Here is a 14,876-nt window from a genome sequence, read left to right on the forward strand (position 1 = left end):
CATGCCGAGTCGGCGCGTCATGACGCGCCGACTCGGCAGAGAAATCGGTCAGGACGAGCCGACTCGACCGGGATCTGGGTCAGGATGAGCCGACTCGGCGGCATTAGGGTGGCAGCCATGGCGTTGGACACCTCCCCCGAGTCGCCCGCTCCGGTGCGGCAGATCGCGAATGCGATCGGCGGCTGGATCGACAAGCTCGGTGCGGTCTGGGTGGAGGGGCAGGTGGCCCAGATGAGCCGGCGACCGGGGATGCAGACGGTGTTCTTGACCCTGCGCGACTCGGTGGCCGACATCTCGGTGCCGGTGACGTGCACCCGGTTCCTGCTCGACAGCCTCAACCCGCCGCTGGTCGAGGGCGCGTCGGTGATCATCCACGCGAAGCCGTCCTACTACGCCAACCGGGGCACCCTCTCGCTGCAGGCCCGCGACATCCGTCCGGTCGGGCTCGGCGAGCTGCTCGCCCGGCTCGAGCAGCGCCGGCAGCTGCTGGCCGCCGAGGGGCTCTTCGCGGCCGAGCTCAAGCGGCCCCTCCCCTTTCTGCCGACCACGGTCGGCCTGGTCACCGCGGCCAACTCCGCAGCCGAGCGCGACGTGCTCGAGAACGCGCGGCGACGCTGGCCGCAGGTGCGGTTCGAGGTGGCGTACGCCGCGATGCAGGGCACCCGCAGCGCAGCCGACGTCGTCGAGAAGCTGCAGCGGCTCGACCGCGACCCCGAGGTCGACGTCATCGTCATCGCCCGCGGTGGCGGCTCCGTGGAGGACCTGCTGCCGTTCTCCGACGAGCACCTGATCCGCGCGGTCCACGCCGCCCGCACCCCGATCGTCTCTGCGATCGGCCACGAGCCCGACTCGCCGCTGCTGGACCTCGCTGCCGACGTACGCGCCTCGACGCCGACCGATGCCGCCAAGCTCGTCGTGCCCGACGTGGTCGAGGAGCAGCGGATCGTCGCCACCGGGCGCGACCGGCTTCGCGGCGGGATCGCCGCGCTGATCCATCGCGAGCAGACCCTGCTGGACGCGCTGCGCTCGCGCCCGGTGCTGGCCGACCCCCGCTCGCTGATCGACGCTCGGTTCGACGAGGTCGTCTCGCTGCGAGACCGCGCCCGTCGCACCGTCGGCCACGCTCTCGACCGGGCCGCCGACGACATCGGCCACCACCGAGCCCGTGCCCGGGCGCTGTCTCCGCTGGAGACGCTGAGGCGCGGCTACGCCGTCGCCCAGGACGCCGACGGCCACGTGCTCACCAGCGTCGCCGACGCCACCGAAGGCGCCACCGTCAGCATCCGTGTCGCGGACGGACGCCTGGCCGCAACCATCACCTCGACCGAGAAGACTGAGCCCATCAAGGACGGCGCCGATGACTGACGACAGCACCGACAAGAACCTCTCCTACGAGCAGGCCCGCGAAGAGCTGATCGACGTCGTGCGCAAGCTCGAGGCCGGTGGCATCACCCTCGAGGAGTCCTTGGCCCTGTGGGAGCGCGGCGAGAAGCTGGCCACCCTGTGCCAGGAGTGGCTCGACGGCGCTCGGAAGAAGATCGACGCCGCGGTCGCCGACGACTGATCCCAACCCGCTGGTCGAGCCCGCGAGCGCCAGCGAGCGGTGTCGAGACCAACACGGTTCCCCTCGGCGCTCGAGGGGACTGTGTTGGTCTCGGCACACCTCCGCCTAGCGGATCCGAGGTCTGAACGAAGTGGCCTTCGACCAGCGGTGGTCGTTACTTCAGGGGCTCGGTGGTGAGGAGCGCGAGGTAGTCGCGTACGTCGCCGTCCTTGGGGCCCCACAGCATCAGCGTCTGGCCGTCGACCTCGGTGGAGTAGCCGTTGTCGCCGTCGGAGTCGGACCATTCGGTCCAGGTGGTGGCGACATCGGTCTCGATGGTGACCTCGTCGCCCTTGGTGGCCTGGGTGTCGACGTTCTTCTGGGCCAGCGTCTGCGCCGAGCGGGCGGAGAGCTCCAGGCCGACGTAGGAGGTCTCGCCCTTGACGAACGACATGGTCCACGACGGCTCCTCGCCGCCCTGGTAGGACGGCTCGGTGTTGGCGTACCAGCCGGCGGGCAGCTCACGGGGGTAGACGACGTCGATGTCGGCGGCCTGGGCGCTGTCGACGGCGTCGGCCCAGTCGGCCTGGTAGGTCTTGTTGGCGCCGCTGATGTCGCGCTCGACGTTGCCGCGCCACTGCACGATCAGCACGATCGGGACGACCAGGGCGAGCAGGAAGATCATCGACCCGATGAGCGCACCGAACGTACGCGGGTAGCTGCGTGCCGGGGTCTCCGGCTGCTCGCTCGTCGGCTGGTTCGACGGCTGGGCGGGCTGCTGCTGATCGGTGTCGCTCACGCCGCCACCTCCGTGGCGCAAGCGCCATCATACGGACGCGGCGGCGTGTTGATCGTCTGGTTCCCTCGCTGACGCTCGCTCACGCCGCCACCTCCGTGGCGCAAGCGCCATCATACGGACGCGGCGGCGTGTTGATCGTTTGGTTCCCTCGCTGGCGCTCGCTCACGCCCTCCATGGTCCCACTCGGCCGATGTTCCCTCGAATCGCGGTCTCGACCGGCGCGGAGATCGATTCCAAAGGATCCGCAGATGCGGAACTCTTGTGCATTTATACCCCGCAGATGCGATACTCGTACGGTGCCCACCTACCGCATCGCCGAAGCCGCCGAGCTCCTCGGTGTCAGCGACGACACCGTGCGCCGCTGGATCGACGCGGGACGGATCGAGGCGGCCACGGAGAACGGCCGCGCGGTCATCGAAGGCACCGTGCTGGCCGGGCTCGCCGCGGAGCTGGCCGATGCCCCCGCCCCTGATCGGGCGAAGGCGGTCAGCGCGCGCAACCGGATGCTCGGGATCGTCACCAGGACCACCATGGACACGGTGATGGCCCAGGTGGAGATGGTCTGCGGGCCCTACCGGATCGTCTCGCTGATGAGCGCCGAGGCCGCGACCGAGCTCGGCCTGGAGCCGGGCGTCAGCGCGGTCGCGTCCATCAAGTCGACCAACGTCGTCGTGGAGCGCCCATGACCAACCGACCTGGGATCATGGCCGTCGCCGCTGCGGCCGTCCTCGTCCTCGCCGGCTGCGGGAGCGCGAACGGGCAGACCGACGCCCAGGACCTGACCGTCTTCGCGGCGGCCTCCCTGAGGGACACGTTCACCGAGCTGGCCGAGACGTTCGAGAAGGAGCACCCCGGCGTGAAGGTGACCACGAGCTTCGGCGGCTCCTCGGACCTGGTGGCCCAGATCGAGGACGGCGCTCCTGCGGACGTCTTCGCCTCGGCCGACACCAAGAACATGGACAAGCTCGGCGACCTGGCCAACGACCCGCGGGACTTCGCCGCCAACACGCTGGAGATCGCCACGCCCCCGGGCAACCCGGCGAAGATCTCCGGCTTCCAGGATCTGGCCGAAGCGGGGGCCAAGGTCGTCGTCTGCACGGTCGAGGTCCCGTGCGGCAACGCGACCGCCGAGATGGAGAGGCGGACCGGCGTCGACATCGAGCCGGTCAGCGAGGAGCAGTCGGTCAGCGACGTACTCGCCAAGGTCACCTCCGGCGACGCCGACGCCGGGTTGGTCTACGTCACCGACGTGACCGCCGCCGGCGACTCCGTGACTGGCGTCGAGCTGGAGGAGTCCGGCCGCGTCGTGAACACCTATCCGATCAGCGTCCTGGACGGCGCTGATGACGCCGACCTCGCCCAGGCGTTCGTCGACCTGGTGCTGAGCGAGACCGGGCAGAAGGTACTGACCGATGCCGGCTTCGGCCAACCCTGATCTTCTCGGGGCCACAAGGCGGACGGACCGGCAGAGGGGGGCCGGTCCGTCCGTCGGGATGCCACGCTGGCTGTGGGTCCCGGCGGCACTCGCCGCGGCGTTCATCATCCTCCCGCTCGCCGCGATCGTCCTTCGGGTCGACCCGGCGAGCCTTCCCGCGCTCGTCACCTCGCCGTCCGCGCTGGAGGCGCTCTGGCTGAGCCTGCGCACCGCCACCGCCGGCACCGTGCTGTGCATCCTCCTCGGCGTACCTCTCGCCACGGTGCTCGCCCGCACCAGCTTCCGAGGACAGGGCCTGATCCGCTCCCTGGTGCTGCTGCCGCTCGTGCTGCCGCCGGTCGTCAGCGGGCTGGCGCTGCTCTACACCTTCGGCCGCCGCGGTCTGCTCGGCCAGTCCCTGGACGTGGTCGGCATCCAGATCCCGTTCACCACCCTCGCCGTCGTGATCGCGCAGACCTTCGTCGCGCTGCCGTTCCTGGTGATCAGCCTCGAAGGGGCCCTGCGCACCAGCGGCACCCGGTACGAAGCGGTCGCAGCCACGCTCGGGGCCCGCCCGACGACCGTCTTCCGGCGCGTCACCCTCCCGCTCGTCGCGCCTGGCCTGCTCTCCGGATCGGTCCTCGCCTTCGCCCGCTGCCTGGGCGAGTTCGGCGCCACGATCACCTTCGCCGGCAACCTCCCCGGGGTCACCAGCACGATGCCGCTCCAGGTCTACCTGCTCCGTGTCGACGATCCCGACGCGGCGGTCGCGCTCTCGCTGGTGCTGGTCGTCGTCGCCATCGCCGTGATCGGCTTCGCCCGCCACGGGAGGGCCCTGTGAGCGAGCTTCATCTGCGTGCGGTGATCGCCCATCGCGGCATCGACGTCACCCTCGACGTGGCCGCCGGGGAGACGGTCGCGATCACCGGGCCCAACGGCGCCGGCAAGTCGAGCCTCCTCGGCGTGATCGCCGGGCTCCTTCGCCCCGACGAAGGAGAGGTACGCCTCGGCGGCCGCGTCCTCGACGCCACTCCCCCGCACGCTCGCGGGGTCGCGCTGCTGGCCCAGGACCCGCTGCTCTTCCCGCACATGTCGGTGCTGGCCAACGTCGCCTTCGCTCCGCGAGCCCGAGGCGTACGCCGTCACCAGGCCAACGAGCTCGCCCTCCGCCACCTGACCGAGGTCGGCGCCGAGACCCTGGCCGGACGCAGACCCGCGGAGATCTCCGGCGGGCAGGCCCAGCGGGTGGCGGTGGCCCGGGCCCTCGCTGCCGACCCCGAGCTGCTCCTGCTCGACGAGCCGATGGCCTCTCTGGACGTCGACGTACGTCCCGCACTGAGGCAGACGCTGCGCACCGCCCTCGCGGACAGGACCGCCGTCATCGTCACCCACGACGCCGCCGACGCCCGCGCGCTCGCCGACCGGGTGGTGGTGATCGAGCACGGCCACATCGTCGAGGACGGCCCCACCAGACAGGTTCTGGAGCACCCGCAGTCGGGGTTCGCTGTGAGGCTTGTGGCGCGTCCGGGAGGTTCCTGAAGGCTTGGCGTCGTCAGGGTGCGTGCATCGCAAGGCGGCGCCGCGAAGGCATACCGGGCGTCTGTCGAGGGGCGCCAACGCAGCGAGGTGCGTGCCACGGCGGCGCGAAGCGCCCAGGAGCCTCCCGGACGCGCCACCATCTGGATCGATCAAGTGACACCAGGGCCGCTCCACCGCGCCCGGCCGATAGATTGGCCCTCATGAACGACACCCAGCCGCTCGGCGTCGCCCCCACCGCCCCTGACCGCAACCTGGCCCTGGAGCTGGTACGCGTCACCGAGGCGGCGGCGATGGCCGCATCCCGCTGGGTCGGTCGCGGCGACAAGAACGGCGCCGACGGGGTCGCGGTCAACGCGATGCGCACGATGATCTCCACGGTCGCCATGGACGGCACGGTCGTGATCGGCGAGGGCGAGAAGGACAACGCCCCGATGCTCTACAACGGCGAGCGCGTCGGCGACGGCACCGGCCCCGAGTGCGATGTCGCGGTCGACCCGATCGACGGCACCACGCTGACCGCCAAGGGCATGAGCAACGCGGTCGCGGTGATGGCGGTCGCCCCGCGCGGCAGCATGTACGACCCGAGCGCCGTCTTCTACATGGAGAAGCTGGTCACCGGCCCCGAGGCCGCCGACGTCGTCGACATCCGGCTGCCGGTCGCGGAGAACATCGCCGCGGTGGCGAAGGCCAAGGACACCAAGACCTCAGACATCACCGTGATCGTCCTCGACCGGCCGCGTCACGACAAGATGGTCGAGGAGATCCGCGACACCGGTGCGCGGATCAAGTTCATCGTCGACGGCGACGTCGCCGGCGCGATCTCCGCTGCCCGCGCGGGCAGCGGCGCCGACCTGCTGATGGGCATCGGCGGCACCCCCGAGGGCATCGTCGCCGCCTGCGCGATGAAGGCTCTCGGCGGCACCATCCAGGGCCGGCTGTGGCCCAAGGACGACGAGGAGCGCCAGCGCGCCCTCGACGCCGGCCACAACCTCGACCCCGACTTCGTGCTCCACACCGACGACCTGGTCACCGGCGACGACTGCTTCTTCGTCGCCACCGGCATCACCGACGGCGACCTGATGCGAGGCGTGCAGTACCTCCCCCACGGCGCCGTCGTCACCGACTCCCTGGTGATGCGCAGCCGCTCCGGCACCATCCGCAAGGTGACCTCGGAGCACCAGCTCGCCAAGCTCCAGGCCTACAGCGCGATTGATTTTTGAGCCTCGCACGGCGCTTGCGCCGGGCGAACGCGAAAAGATCGAGCGAGCCCCGTGCCGGCGAGCTTGCTCGTCGGCACGACGGGCGGGTCGAGATCTACGCTTCCCGGAGACATCTGGCCGTCCCCGGTAAAGTTGACACATGACCACCCCCGCCGAGCCGACCGAGTCCAGAGCCCTCCTCCCCGGAGGCGTCGAGCTGGCGTACGACACGTTCGGCAGCCCCAGCGCTGACCCGCTGCTGCTGATCATGGGGCTCGGCGGCCCGATGACCTGGTGGGACGTCCAGCTGTGCGAGCAGCTGGCCGAGGCCGGGTTCTACGTGGTCCGCTACGACAACCGCGACGTCGGCCACTCCTCGCCGCACCCGTCCGACGAGCGGATCACGCTCGCGCGGCTGGCGCGGGCGTTCGCGGGGCTGCCGACCCAGGCGCCGTACACGCTCGACGACCTCGCCGACGACGCGGCCGCGCTGCTGACCCATCTCGACATCGACTCCGCGCACGTCTGGGGCGTGTCGATGGGCGGGATGATCGCCCAGACCCTCGCCATCCGTCACCCCGACAGGGTGCGCTCAGTCTGCTCGACGATGTCCACGACCGGCCACCGCGCGGTCGGCTTCCAGCACCCGACCCTGCTGCCGGCGCTGGTCATCAAGAAGCCCGGGCTGGAGGGCTACATCGAGCGCCAGATCAAGGGCGGCGTCCAGATCGGCTCGCCGGCCTTCCCCGAGCCCGAGGACGACGTACGCCGCCGGGCGATCGAGACCTGGAACCGCGGGGTGAGCTCAGCAGCCGTCGCGCGGCAGATGCTCACCGTCCTCACCCAGCCCGACCGCACCGAGGCTCTCGGGCGCCTCCGGGTCCCGTTCAGCGTCATCCACGGCCTGAACGACAAGATGGTCCATGTCTCCGGTGGCCGGGCGACCGCTGCCGCCGTCCCCGGCGCCGAGCTCACCTTGTTCAAGGGCATGGGCCACGACCTGCCCCGCCCGCTGTGGCCGGCCTTCATCAGGGTCGTCCGTCGCACCGCGGGCCGCGCCGCCGACCACGCCAGCCGGGCCGGCGACCGCCCCGTCACGGCCTAGCCCTGATGCCCACCACTCTCCCGGAGGACGAGTCCGGGTCGATGCTCGCCAGGGCCCTCGCCGACGTCGCCGAGCCCATCGAGGACGAGGCGGTGACCGCCAGGCTCCTCGACGCGGCCGCGGAGCAGTTCCGTCAGATCGGGATCAAGCGCACCACCATGGAGGAGGTCGCCAAGCGGGCCGGGGTCGCCCGGATCACCGTCTACCGGCGATTCACCAACAAGGACGCGCTTGTCGAGCAGGTCGTACGCCGCGAGTTCCGGCGCTACTTCGACCAGTTCGTGCTCGACATCGCCGATGCCGCCGACGCCGCCGAGCGCGTCGAGATCGGCTTCGCCAGCGCGATGCGGGCGATCCGCGGCAACCCGCTGATCGGCGGCCTGCTCACCGTCGAGACCGACTCGCTGGTGCACTCGATCGTCGGCGACGGCGGCCGAACGGTGGCCACGATCGCGCGCTTCGTGGCTGGTCAGCTGCGGCGCGAGCAGCGCGCCGGCAACGTACCTGCCGAGGTCGAGGTCGACCTCGTCGCCGAGCTGATGGTCCGCACCTCGACCTCGTTCCTGGTCACGCCGAGCGAGGTCGTCGACATCGACGACGAGACGCAGCTGCGCGCCCTGGCCCGGTTGCTCCTGGTGCCACTGATCGACCCCGGCAGCCGCCTGAAATAACCTCCGCTGGCGCCCCGGAGATACCGTGAGACCATGCACGACCACGGCTCCCTGCCCGCGCTCGGCTGGTCCGAGTTCTTCACCACCTGGAGTCTCCAGCCCGGCTGGCTGCTCGCCGCGGTGATCCTCGCGGCGGGATATCTCACGCTTCGCAACGCCGCCGGCGCGGCCTCGACGGTCAAGGGCTGGCGGGTGGCGTCGTTCCTGACCGGTCTCGCCCTGATGTACGTCGTCATCGCCTCGGCGATCAACGGCTACGCGATGTCGCTGGCCTGGATGCACATGGTGCTCCACCTGACCCTGATCATGGTCGTGCCCACGCTGCTCGTGCTGGGCCATCCGCTCACCGTCATCGCCGAGACCGGACCCCGCGCCGAGCGGGCGATGCGATCGCTCCCGGTCACCGTCCTGGTCCACCCGGTCACCGGCACCCTGCTCTACTCGGTGGTGATCATCGGCACCCATCTGTCCGGGTTCATGGACTCGATGGCGCAGAGCACCACGCTGATGGTCAGCGAGCAGATCCTCTACGTCGTATCCGGGTTCCTCTTCCTCACCGGCACGATCGGTGAGGAGAAGGTGCGCTCCGACCTGCCCTACCTGGGCCGGATCGCGCTTCTCGTGGTCGGCATGGTGCCCGACACGATCGTCGGGATCGTGATGCTGCAGACCGAGCGCGACCTCTATCCGGTCTACTCCGAGGCCCGGCCCGAGTGGGCGCTCGACGCGGTCACGGACATCCAGACCGCCGGTGGCCTGATGTGGGCCGCCGGCGACGGCGGCATGATGCTGCTCGCCATCGGGCTGGTCATCGCCGTGGTCTCCTCACCGGAACGACGGGTCAAGATGACCGGCCGTTTCCTCGACGGCGTACGCACCACCCAGCTCGCCCAGGAGAGCGCGCGTGGCTCTGCTGTTCATGGAGCCGGCGAGGGCCCCGCCGCGCCGGGATCCGTGGATCCCGACAGCGACGAGGCCCTCGATGCCTACAACGCGATGCTGGCTCGCATGAACCAGCAGCACTGAGGTCTCGACAAGCTCGACCACCGGGGCGGTGGTCAGTCGCTGACGCGCAGACCGGACTCCGTGTCGAAGACGTGGACGTCCTCGGGGTCGGTGGTGACGTAGAGGGTGTCGCCCTTGGCGACGTGGTCCTTGGAGGAGACCCGCACGATCAGCGTCGACGGGACGCCCTCGACGTCGCTGGTGCCGTAGATGAAGGAGTCCGAGCCGAGCTCCTCGACGACGGTCACCTTCACCGGCAGACCACCGTCGTTCTCGCCGACGATGCGGAAGCCCTCGGGACGCACACCGACGGTGATCTCCTTCGGCAGGTTGGCGGTGGCACCGACGGGCACGACGTACTCGCCGATCTTGGCACCGCCGTCGGCAGCGGTCGCCTTGATGATGTTCATCTGCGGCGAGCCGATGAAACCGGCGACGAAGAGGTTGACCGGCTTGCGGTAGAGCTCGAGCGGCGTGGCGACCTGCTGCAGCTCACCGGCGTTCATCACCGCGACGCGGTCGCCCATCGTCATCGCCTCGACCTGGTCGTGGGTGACGTAGACCGTGGTGATGCCGAGGTCGGCCTGGAGCTTGGCGATGTCGGTGCGGGTCTGCACGCGCATCTTGGCGTCGAGGTTGGAGAGCGGCTCGTCCATGCAGAAGACCTGCGGCTGGCGGACGATCGCGCGGCCCATGGCGACGCGCTGGCGCTGACCGCCGGAGAGCGCCTTCGGCTTGCGGTCGAGGTAGTCGGTCAGGCCCAGGGTCTTGGCGGCGTCGGCGACGAGCTTGTCACGCTCGGCCTTCGGGACCTTGGCCATCTTCAGCGAGAACGCCATGTTCTCGGCGACGCTCATGTGCGGGTAGAGCGCGTAGTTCTGGAAGACCATCGCGATGTCGCGGTCCTTGGGCGCCACGTTGGTGACGTCGCGGTCACCGATCCTGATGGCACCGGAGTTGACCTCCTCCAGCCCGGCGAGCATGCGCAGGGTGGTGGTCTTACCGCATCCGGACGGGCCGACGAGCACCATGAACTCGCCGTCCTGGATCTCGAGGTCGATGCCCTTGACCGCGGGCTCGTTGGCGCCCGCGTACCAACGCTGGGCCTTCTCGAAGCTGACTGTTGCCATGATTCCGTTGTCTCCTTCACCGGCAGGTACGTGCCGGACGATCCGTTGTGAAGTGACCGAGGCCACATCGGCCCCGGCGGGGACACCATAGCCCAGATTCGAGATCAGCGGGTCAGAGCCCGGCACACAGCCGGTGCGCAACCCTCGTAGGCCTCGAGCCGGCGCATCAGCTCGCGCGCGTAAGGCTTCGCGTGGTCCTCGGCGAAGACGTTGCGATCCTCCCACGGCCGGTCGTAGCGGTAGAGCTCGTAGGCGTGGTCGGTGCCCTTCCAGGACTTGTCCAGGTCGAACCGGACCAGCAGGCCCTGCGAGCCGCGCACCGCGATGTAGGACGGGATGATGTCGATGGTCCCACCCGACCCCCTGTCGAGGTCGACCTCGCCGGGATGGGCCTTGGCATAGGTGTGCTCGAAGAAGGCGTACCTCGGTCCCGGCAGCCTCGTCCGGCTCAGCGTGTCGGCGAACGAGCTCCCCGAGACGTACGCCGGGATCGGGGCGCCCGCGATGTCGAGGAAGGTCGGCGCGAGGTCGATGTTGTTGACGAACTGGCTGCGCTCGCCGGGCACAACGTCGGGGCCGACCACGACCAGGGGGACGCGGGTGTCGGAGTCGTAGGGGGCACCCTTGCCGCCGTTGAGCTGATGCTGGCCGAGATGGAAGCCGTTGTCGGAGGTCAGCACGATGTAGGCGTCGTCGCCGGCGGCTTCGCGCACCTGGGTGACCATCCGGTCGATCGACTGGACCATCCGAGCGCGGTCGCGGTACTGGCTCAGCGCCGTCTCGGCGCTGAGCGAGACCTTGTTGGTGCGCCAGGCAGGGGCCGGCGACGTACGTCCGCCGCGATGCAGGTAGGTGGGGGCGTTGTCCTGGCGGTCGTCGTCGTAGCCGACCAGATCCGCCAACGTAAGCTCGGCGCAGTCGAACCGGCCGCAGTTGCCGCCTGCCGGGTCGCCGGCCGGCGCCTGGTCGGCGAATGCGGGCGGGAACCAGGTCTCCAGGCCCGGGTAGTGGCGGCCGAGCCGGGAGTGGGGACCGTAGGCGGCGATCTCGAGGAAGTAGGGCTCCTCGTCGTCTCGATGGTCCTCGATGAAGGCGAGGGCGTAGTCGCGGGTGACGTTGGTGGCGTACGCGGCGTCCTTGACGGCCGGGGTGGCCGACGTCGGCGGTTGCGGATGGTGGCGCAGCCGCACCTCGCCGTCGTCGTCGAGGAAGGTGCTCTGATAGCCCCAGCCGCCGTAGGCGCCGCCGAGGAGCGCGTTCCACGAGTCCCAGCCGGGCACCTTGGGCGGCGGGACCCGGTTGCCGTCCGGATCGACGCTGGCCTCGTAGGCGTTGATGAACTTGCCCACGAAACCGGTCGTGTAGCCGGCCTCCTGCAGCCCGATGCTGAACTGCTTCTCGAGGTTGCCGTAGCGCTGGAACGCCGACCAGCCGCCGACCGGGTGCTCCGGGTCGTTCTGGGTGTTGGTGAGGACCTTGGTGTGGTGTGGCGTCTGCCCGGTCAGCAGCGCCGCACGGGAGGGGCAGCACAGCGAGTCGATGACGAAGGAGTTCTGATAGGTCGCGCCCTCGGCGGCCATCTTGGTGGCCTCCGGCATCGTCCGAAGCAGCTCCAAGGAGAAGTCGTCCATCAGGATCAGGACGATGTCGGGGTGCTCGTCGGTCGTCGCGGCCAGCTCGGCTGCGGGCTCCGCGACCGCCGCGGACGACTCGCCTGCCGCCGCAGGGCCGGCGACGACCGTCTTGGGGCCGGCGACCAGTAGACCGACGACCAGCGCCACGACCGCCAGGAGTGCGACGCCCAGCAGCGCGCTCCACGTCGGCTTCATCCTGAGGCTCCTTTGTGTATTAAGTAACTAGACAATAACGAGTTCAGGAGAGGGTATCGTCTTCTCTGCGGGCACGGCAACAACGGTCCGCGAAGCGGACCCGAGGGGCGGGTTCGGCCCGGAGGTGTGGCTAGTGCAGCCCGTGCGGCGGGAGCTCGTGCGGCGGCGGCATCCGAAGCTGCCTGCCCTTGGTCTCCTTCAACGGCTTACGGATGACGGTGACGCCACCCATCAGCGCCAGGCCCTTCACCCGCAGCACCGGGCCACCGGTCGGCTCGATCCCGCGTGGACCGACGTAGCCGCCCATGATCCCGACGCCCTGCATCACGACCTGGACGTCAGGACCGACGGTGATGTTGACGCCGCCCATGATCGCGTTGGCGTAGATCACCGTCTCCTGGGCGGAGAACTGCGCCTGGCGCATGTCGAGCTCGGCGCCACCCATCAGCGCGATCACGTTTCCGGTCGCTGGGACCGTCCAGATCCCGCGCCGGTCGACGCCGCTCATGATCGCGACGTAGAGCTGGCTCTCGATCGGAGCGTCGGCGAAGACCGCGGCCCTCTTCCCGGTGACGGGCGAGCTCTGTGGGACCGGCAGCGACGGGGTCCCCGCGGCCGGCAGGTCGACGGTGATCGGGATCAGATCGGCGTACGTCTTGGCCTTGAAGGTCGCGTCGAGGCGCTCGTCGAGCTCGTCGATCTCCAGACGACCCTCGCCGGCGGCCTCGCGCAGGATGTCGGCCACCTTGTGGCGGTCGGCATCGCTGATCCGAAGGTTCGGATCAGGATTCTGGCCACGGAATGGCTCGGGGGTCGTTCCCATGAGGCGAATGCTAGTGCGGGGGTCGGAGGTGCGCCTCAACACGGTGAAATTTGCTGGCCCGGATGCCCATCGCCATAGGCTCAGTCACTCCAGACCGAGATGCTGCTTCAGCGTGCGCTTCGGAGGGCGCGGCCCCCGGCGCTTGACGGTCACGTCGCCCAGGACAGCGATGCCGCGCACTCGCACCACCGGCGAGTCCGCGGTGAGCTCCTCGGGCACCTTGCCGGACGGCTCCTTGAAGTCACCCAGGACGCCGTTGCCCTCGACGATCACGTGCACGTTCGGCGGCACGGTGACCTTCACGCTGCCCAGGACCGAGGTCGCGCTGATGACCACCTCGCGCGCGGAGTAGTGCGCCTCGCGCAGGTCGATGTTGGCATCACCCAGCACCGCGTTGACCGACAGCTGCTGCGGAACCATCCATACGCCCTTGCGCTCGACGTTGCTCAGGAACGCACTGGCGCTGTCGTTCGCCTCGCCGGCGCCATAGACGACGGGCACTGCGCCGGCACCCGCAGCAGGTGCCACCGGCGGCCGCCCCGCGACCGGGAGGTCCTGCGTGATCGGCTCCAGGTCGGCGTACGTCTTGGCTTTGTAGGTCTCCTCGATCCGCTCCTCGAGCTCGTCGATGTCCAGCCGGCCCTCGCCGGCGGCCTCCCGCAGGATGTCGGCGACCGCATGGCGGTCGGCGTCGCTCACGCGCAGGTCGGCTCGTCGAGGCTGGCCGGGGTGCGGTTCAGGGAGTCCCATGATCATGAATGCTATCTGGGCGCGCCTCCCCCGTCTCTCAGGTTCAACCCTGAGACTTGGACACTTACCATCTGGTGCGTACCCCAGTAATTAGTGGGTACTCCCGCAACCCGGCCAAGTCCTCCAGCATGGATGACATGTCAGAAACCACCGGAAACTCGACCCACTCGACCGACGTCAGCGTGCTCGGGCTCGGCGCGATGGGCAGCGCACTCGCGGCCGCGCTGCTCGACGCCGGCCGCTCCGTGACCGTCTGGAACCGCACCCCTGGCCGTTCTACGGAGCTGGTGGGCCGTGGCGCCGGCGCCGCGGACTCGGTCTCCGAGGCGGTGCTGGCGAGCCCCGTGATCATCGCCTGCCTCTTCGATCACGCCTCCGTCGAGAAGACCCTCGGTCCGGCCGCCGACGAGCTGTGCGGCCGCACCTTGGTCAACGTCACGACCACGACGCCGAACGAAGCCCGCGAGCTCGCGTCCTGGGCGGCCGAGAACGGCATCGACTACCTCGACGGCGCCATCATGGCCGTGCCGTCGATGATCGGACCCCGCGCGGGTCAGATCTTCTACAGCGGCTCTCGAGCGGCGTACGACGCCCTGCTGCCGACTCTCGACGTCTGGGCGACGAGCGAGTTCCACGGCGAGGACGCCGGCCTGGCGTCGCTGGTGGACCTGGCGATGCTGTCGGGGATGTACCAGATGTTCACGGGCTTCTTCCACGGCGCCGCGATGGTCGCCACCATGGGGATGAGCGCGGCCGACTTCGCCGCTCGGCAGGCTCCGTTCCTCGCCGCCATGATCGAGGAGCTCGCCGGCTACGCGAAGGTCATCGACGGCGGCGACTACACCGTCGCGGGCCAGCAGAGCCTTGACTTCTCCGACCTCTCGCACATCGTGCGAGCCAGCGAGGAGGAGGGCGTCGACCCCGCACCGATCGCCGCCGCCCAGGCGCTGATCAACAGACAGATCGCCGCGGGGTATGGCTGCGGCGCCCATGGCGGCCTCGGTCGTCGTGTCGACGGCGACGGCGAGCGAGCCCCGGTAACCCGCGCTCGGGTTGCCGGTGAACGTGC

16 protein-coding genes are annotated in these 14,876 nt (G+C 69.8%); 11 read left to right on the plus strand and 5 right to left on the minus strand.

Annotated elements, in window-relative coordinates:
- Positions 1–117: 117 nt before the first annotated feature.
- Together xseA and ABZZ22_RS17605 are read left to right on the plus strand one after the other, a co-directional pair.
- On the plus strand, positions 118–1,365 hold the full coding sequence (xseA, locus tag ABZZ22_RS17600; RefSeq protein WP_354933619.1) for an exodeoxyribonuclease VII large subunit: 1,248 nt from the start codon (positions 118–120) through the stop codon (positions 1,363–1,365).
- Complete coding sequence (locus ABZZ22_RS17605) at positions 1,358–1,564, plus strand: exodeoxyribonuclease VII small subunit (protein WP_354933621.1); 207 nt, start codon at positions 1,358–1,360, stop codon at positions 1,562–1,564. The genes xseA and ABZZ22_RS17605 overlap by 8 nt, the downstream gene beginning before the upstream one ends.
- Before the next feature lie 154 nt (positions 1,565–1,718).
- Here the strand turns inward: ABZZ22_RS17605 and ABZZ22_RS17610 are convergent, their stop codons facing one another.
- Positions 1,719–2,342: a DUF4245 family protein gene (locus ABZZ22_RS17610; RefSeq protein ID WP_354933623.1), complete on the minus strand. Its 624-nt coding sequence runs from the start codon at positions 2,340–2,342 to the stop codon at positions 1,719–1,721.
- 296 nt (positions 2,343–2,638) lie between these two features.
- Between ABZZ22_RS17610 and ABZZ22_RS17615 the strand changes: the two genes are divergently transcribed.
- The 8 genes from ABZZ22_RS17615 to ABZZ22_RS17650 all read left to right on the plus strand — a co-directional run bounded on the left by ABZZ22_RS17615 (position 2,639) and on the right by ABZZ22_RS17650 (position 9,296).
- A complete protein-coding gene (locus ABZZ22_RS17615; protein ID WP_354933625.1) occupies positions 2,639–3,028 on the plus strand; it encodes a helix-turn-helix transcriptional regulator in 390 nt (129 codons plus the stop codon).
- The gene (gene modA, locus ABZZ22_RS17620; RefSeq protein WP_354933627.1) at positions 3,025–3,777 is read left to right on the plus strand and encodes a molybdate ABC transporter substrate-binding protein; all 753 of its coding nucleotides are present in this window, start codon (positions 3,025–3,027) and stop codon (positions 3,775–3,777) included. The genes ABZZ22_RS17615 and modA overlap by 4 nt, the downstream gene beginning before the upstream one ends.
- Before the next feature lie 58 nt (positions 3,778–3,835).
- Complete coding sequence (locus ABZZ22_RS17625; protein ID WP_354933629.1) at positions 3,836–4,597, plus strand: ABC transporter permease; 762 nt, start codon at positions 3,836–3,838, stop codon at positions 4,595–4,597.
- Entirely contained in the window at positions 4,594–5,295 is a 702-nt protein-coding gene (locus ABZZ22_RS17630; RefSeq protein ID WP_354933631.1) for an ATP-binding cassette domain-containing protein, read from the plus strand. Before ABZZ22_RS17625 ends, ABZZ22_RS17630 begins: the two co-directional genes overlap by 4 nt.
- A 200-nt stretch (positions 5,296–5,495) precedes the next feature.
- Complete coding sequence (glpX, locus tag ABZZ22_RS17635) at positions 5,496–6,515, plus strand: class II fructose-bisphosphatase (protein ID WP_354933633.1); 1,020 nt, start codon at positions 5,496–5,498, stop codon at positions 6,513–6,515.
- A gap of 139 nt (positions 6,516–6,654) precedes the next feature.
- Complete coding sequence (locus ABZZ22_RS17640) at positions 6,655–7,599, plus strand: alpha/beta fold hydrolase (protein WP_354933635.1); 945 nt, start codon at positions 6,655–6,657, stop codon at positions 7,597–7,599.
- Between the two features lie 5 nt (positions 7,600–7,604).
- A complete protein-coding gene (locus ABZZ22_RS17645; protein WP_354933637.1) occupies positions 7,605–8,270 on the plus strand; it encodes a helix-turn-helix domain-containing protein in 666 nt (221 codons plus the stop codon).
- Between the two features lie 33 nt (positions 8,271–8,303).
- Entirely contained in the window at positions 8,304–9,296 is a 993-nt protein-coding gene (locus ABZZ22_RS17650; protein ID WP_354933639.1) for a cytochrome c oxidase assembly protein, read from the plus strand.
- Positions 9,297–9,328: 32 nt separating this feature from the next.
- On the opposite strand, the gene ugpC is transcribed toward ABZZ22_RS17650, so the two are convergent.
- From ugpC to ABZZ22_RS17670, 4 genes are all read right to left on the minus strand, one after another.
- Positions 9,329–10,405, minus strand: a complete 1,077-nt coding sequence (gene ugpC, locus ABZZ22_RS17655; RefSeq protein ID WP_354933641.1) for a sn-glycerol-3-phosphate ABC transporter ATP-binding protein UgpC — start codon at positions 10,403–10,405, stop codon at positions 9,329–9,331.
- Positions 10,406–10,509: 104 nt separating this feature from the next.
- Positions 10,510–12,234, minus strand: a complete 1,725-nt coding sequence (locus ABZZ22_RS17660) for a sulfatase-like hydrolase/transferase (protein WP_354933643.1) — start codon at positions 12,232–12,234, stop codon at positions 10,510–10,512.
- A gap of 130 nt (positions 12,235–12,364) precedes the next feature.
- Positions 12,365–13,057 carry a DUF1707 domain-containing protein gene (locus ABZZ22_RS17665; RefSeq protein ID WP_354933645.1) on the minus strand — a complete coding sequence of 231 codons (693 nt, stop codon included), beginning with the start codon at positions 13,055–13,057 and terminating at the stop codon, positions 12,365–12,367.
- An 84-nt stretch (positions 13,058–13,141) separates the two neighbouring features.
- Positions 13,142–13,807 (minus strand): DUF1707 domain-containing protein, encoded by a 666-nt coding sequence (locus tag ABZZ22_RS17670; RefSeq protein WP_354933647.1) that lies wholly within the window; start codon positions 13,805–13,807, stop codon positions 13,142–13,144.
- A 137-nt stretch (positions 13,808–13,944) separates the two neighbouring features.
- On the opposite strand from ABZZ22_RS17670, the gene ABZZ22_RS17675 reads away from it, so the two are divergent.
- A partial coding sequence (locus ABZZ22_RS17675) for an NAD(P)-binding domain-containing protein (protein WP_354933649.1) occupies positions 13,945–14,876 on the plus strand: 932 nt, incomplete at its 3' end.

It is taken from the genome of Nocardioides sp. NPDC006273 (assembly GCF_040613495.1).
Classification (GTDB): domain Bacteria; phylum Actinomycetota; class Actinomycetes; order Propionibacteriales; family Nocardioidaceae; genus Nocardioides.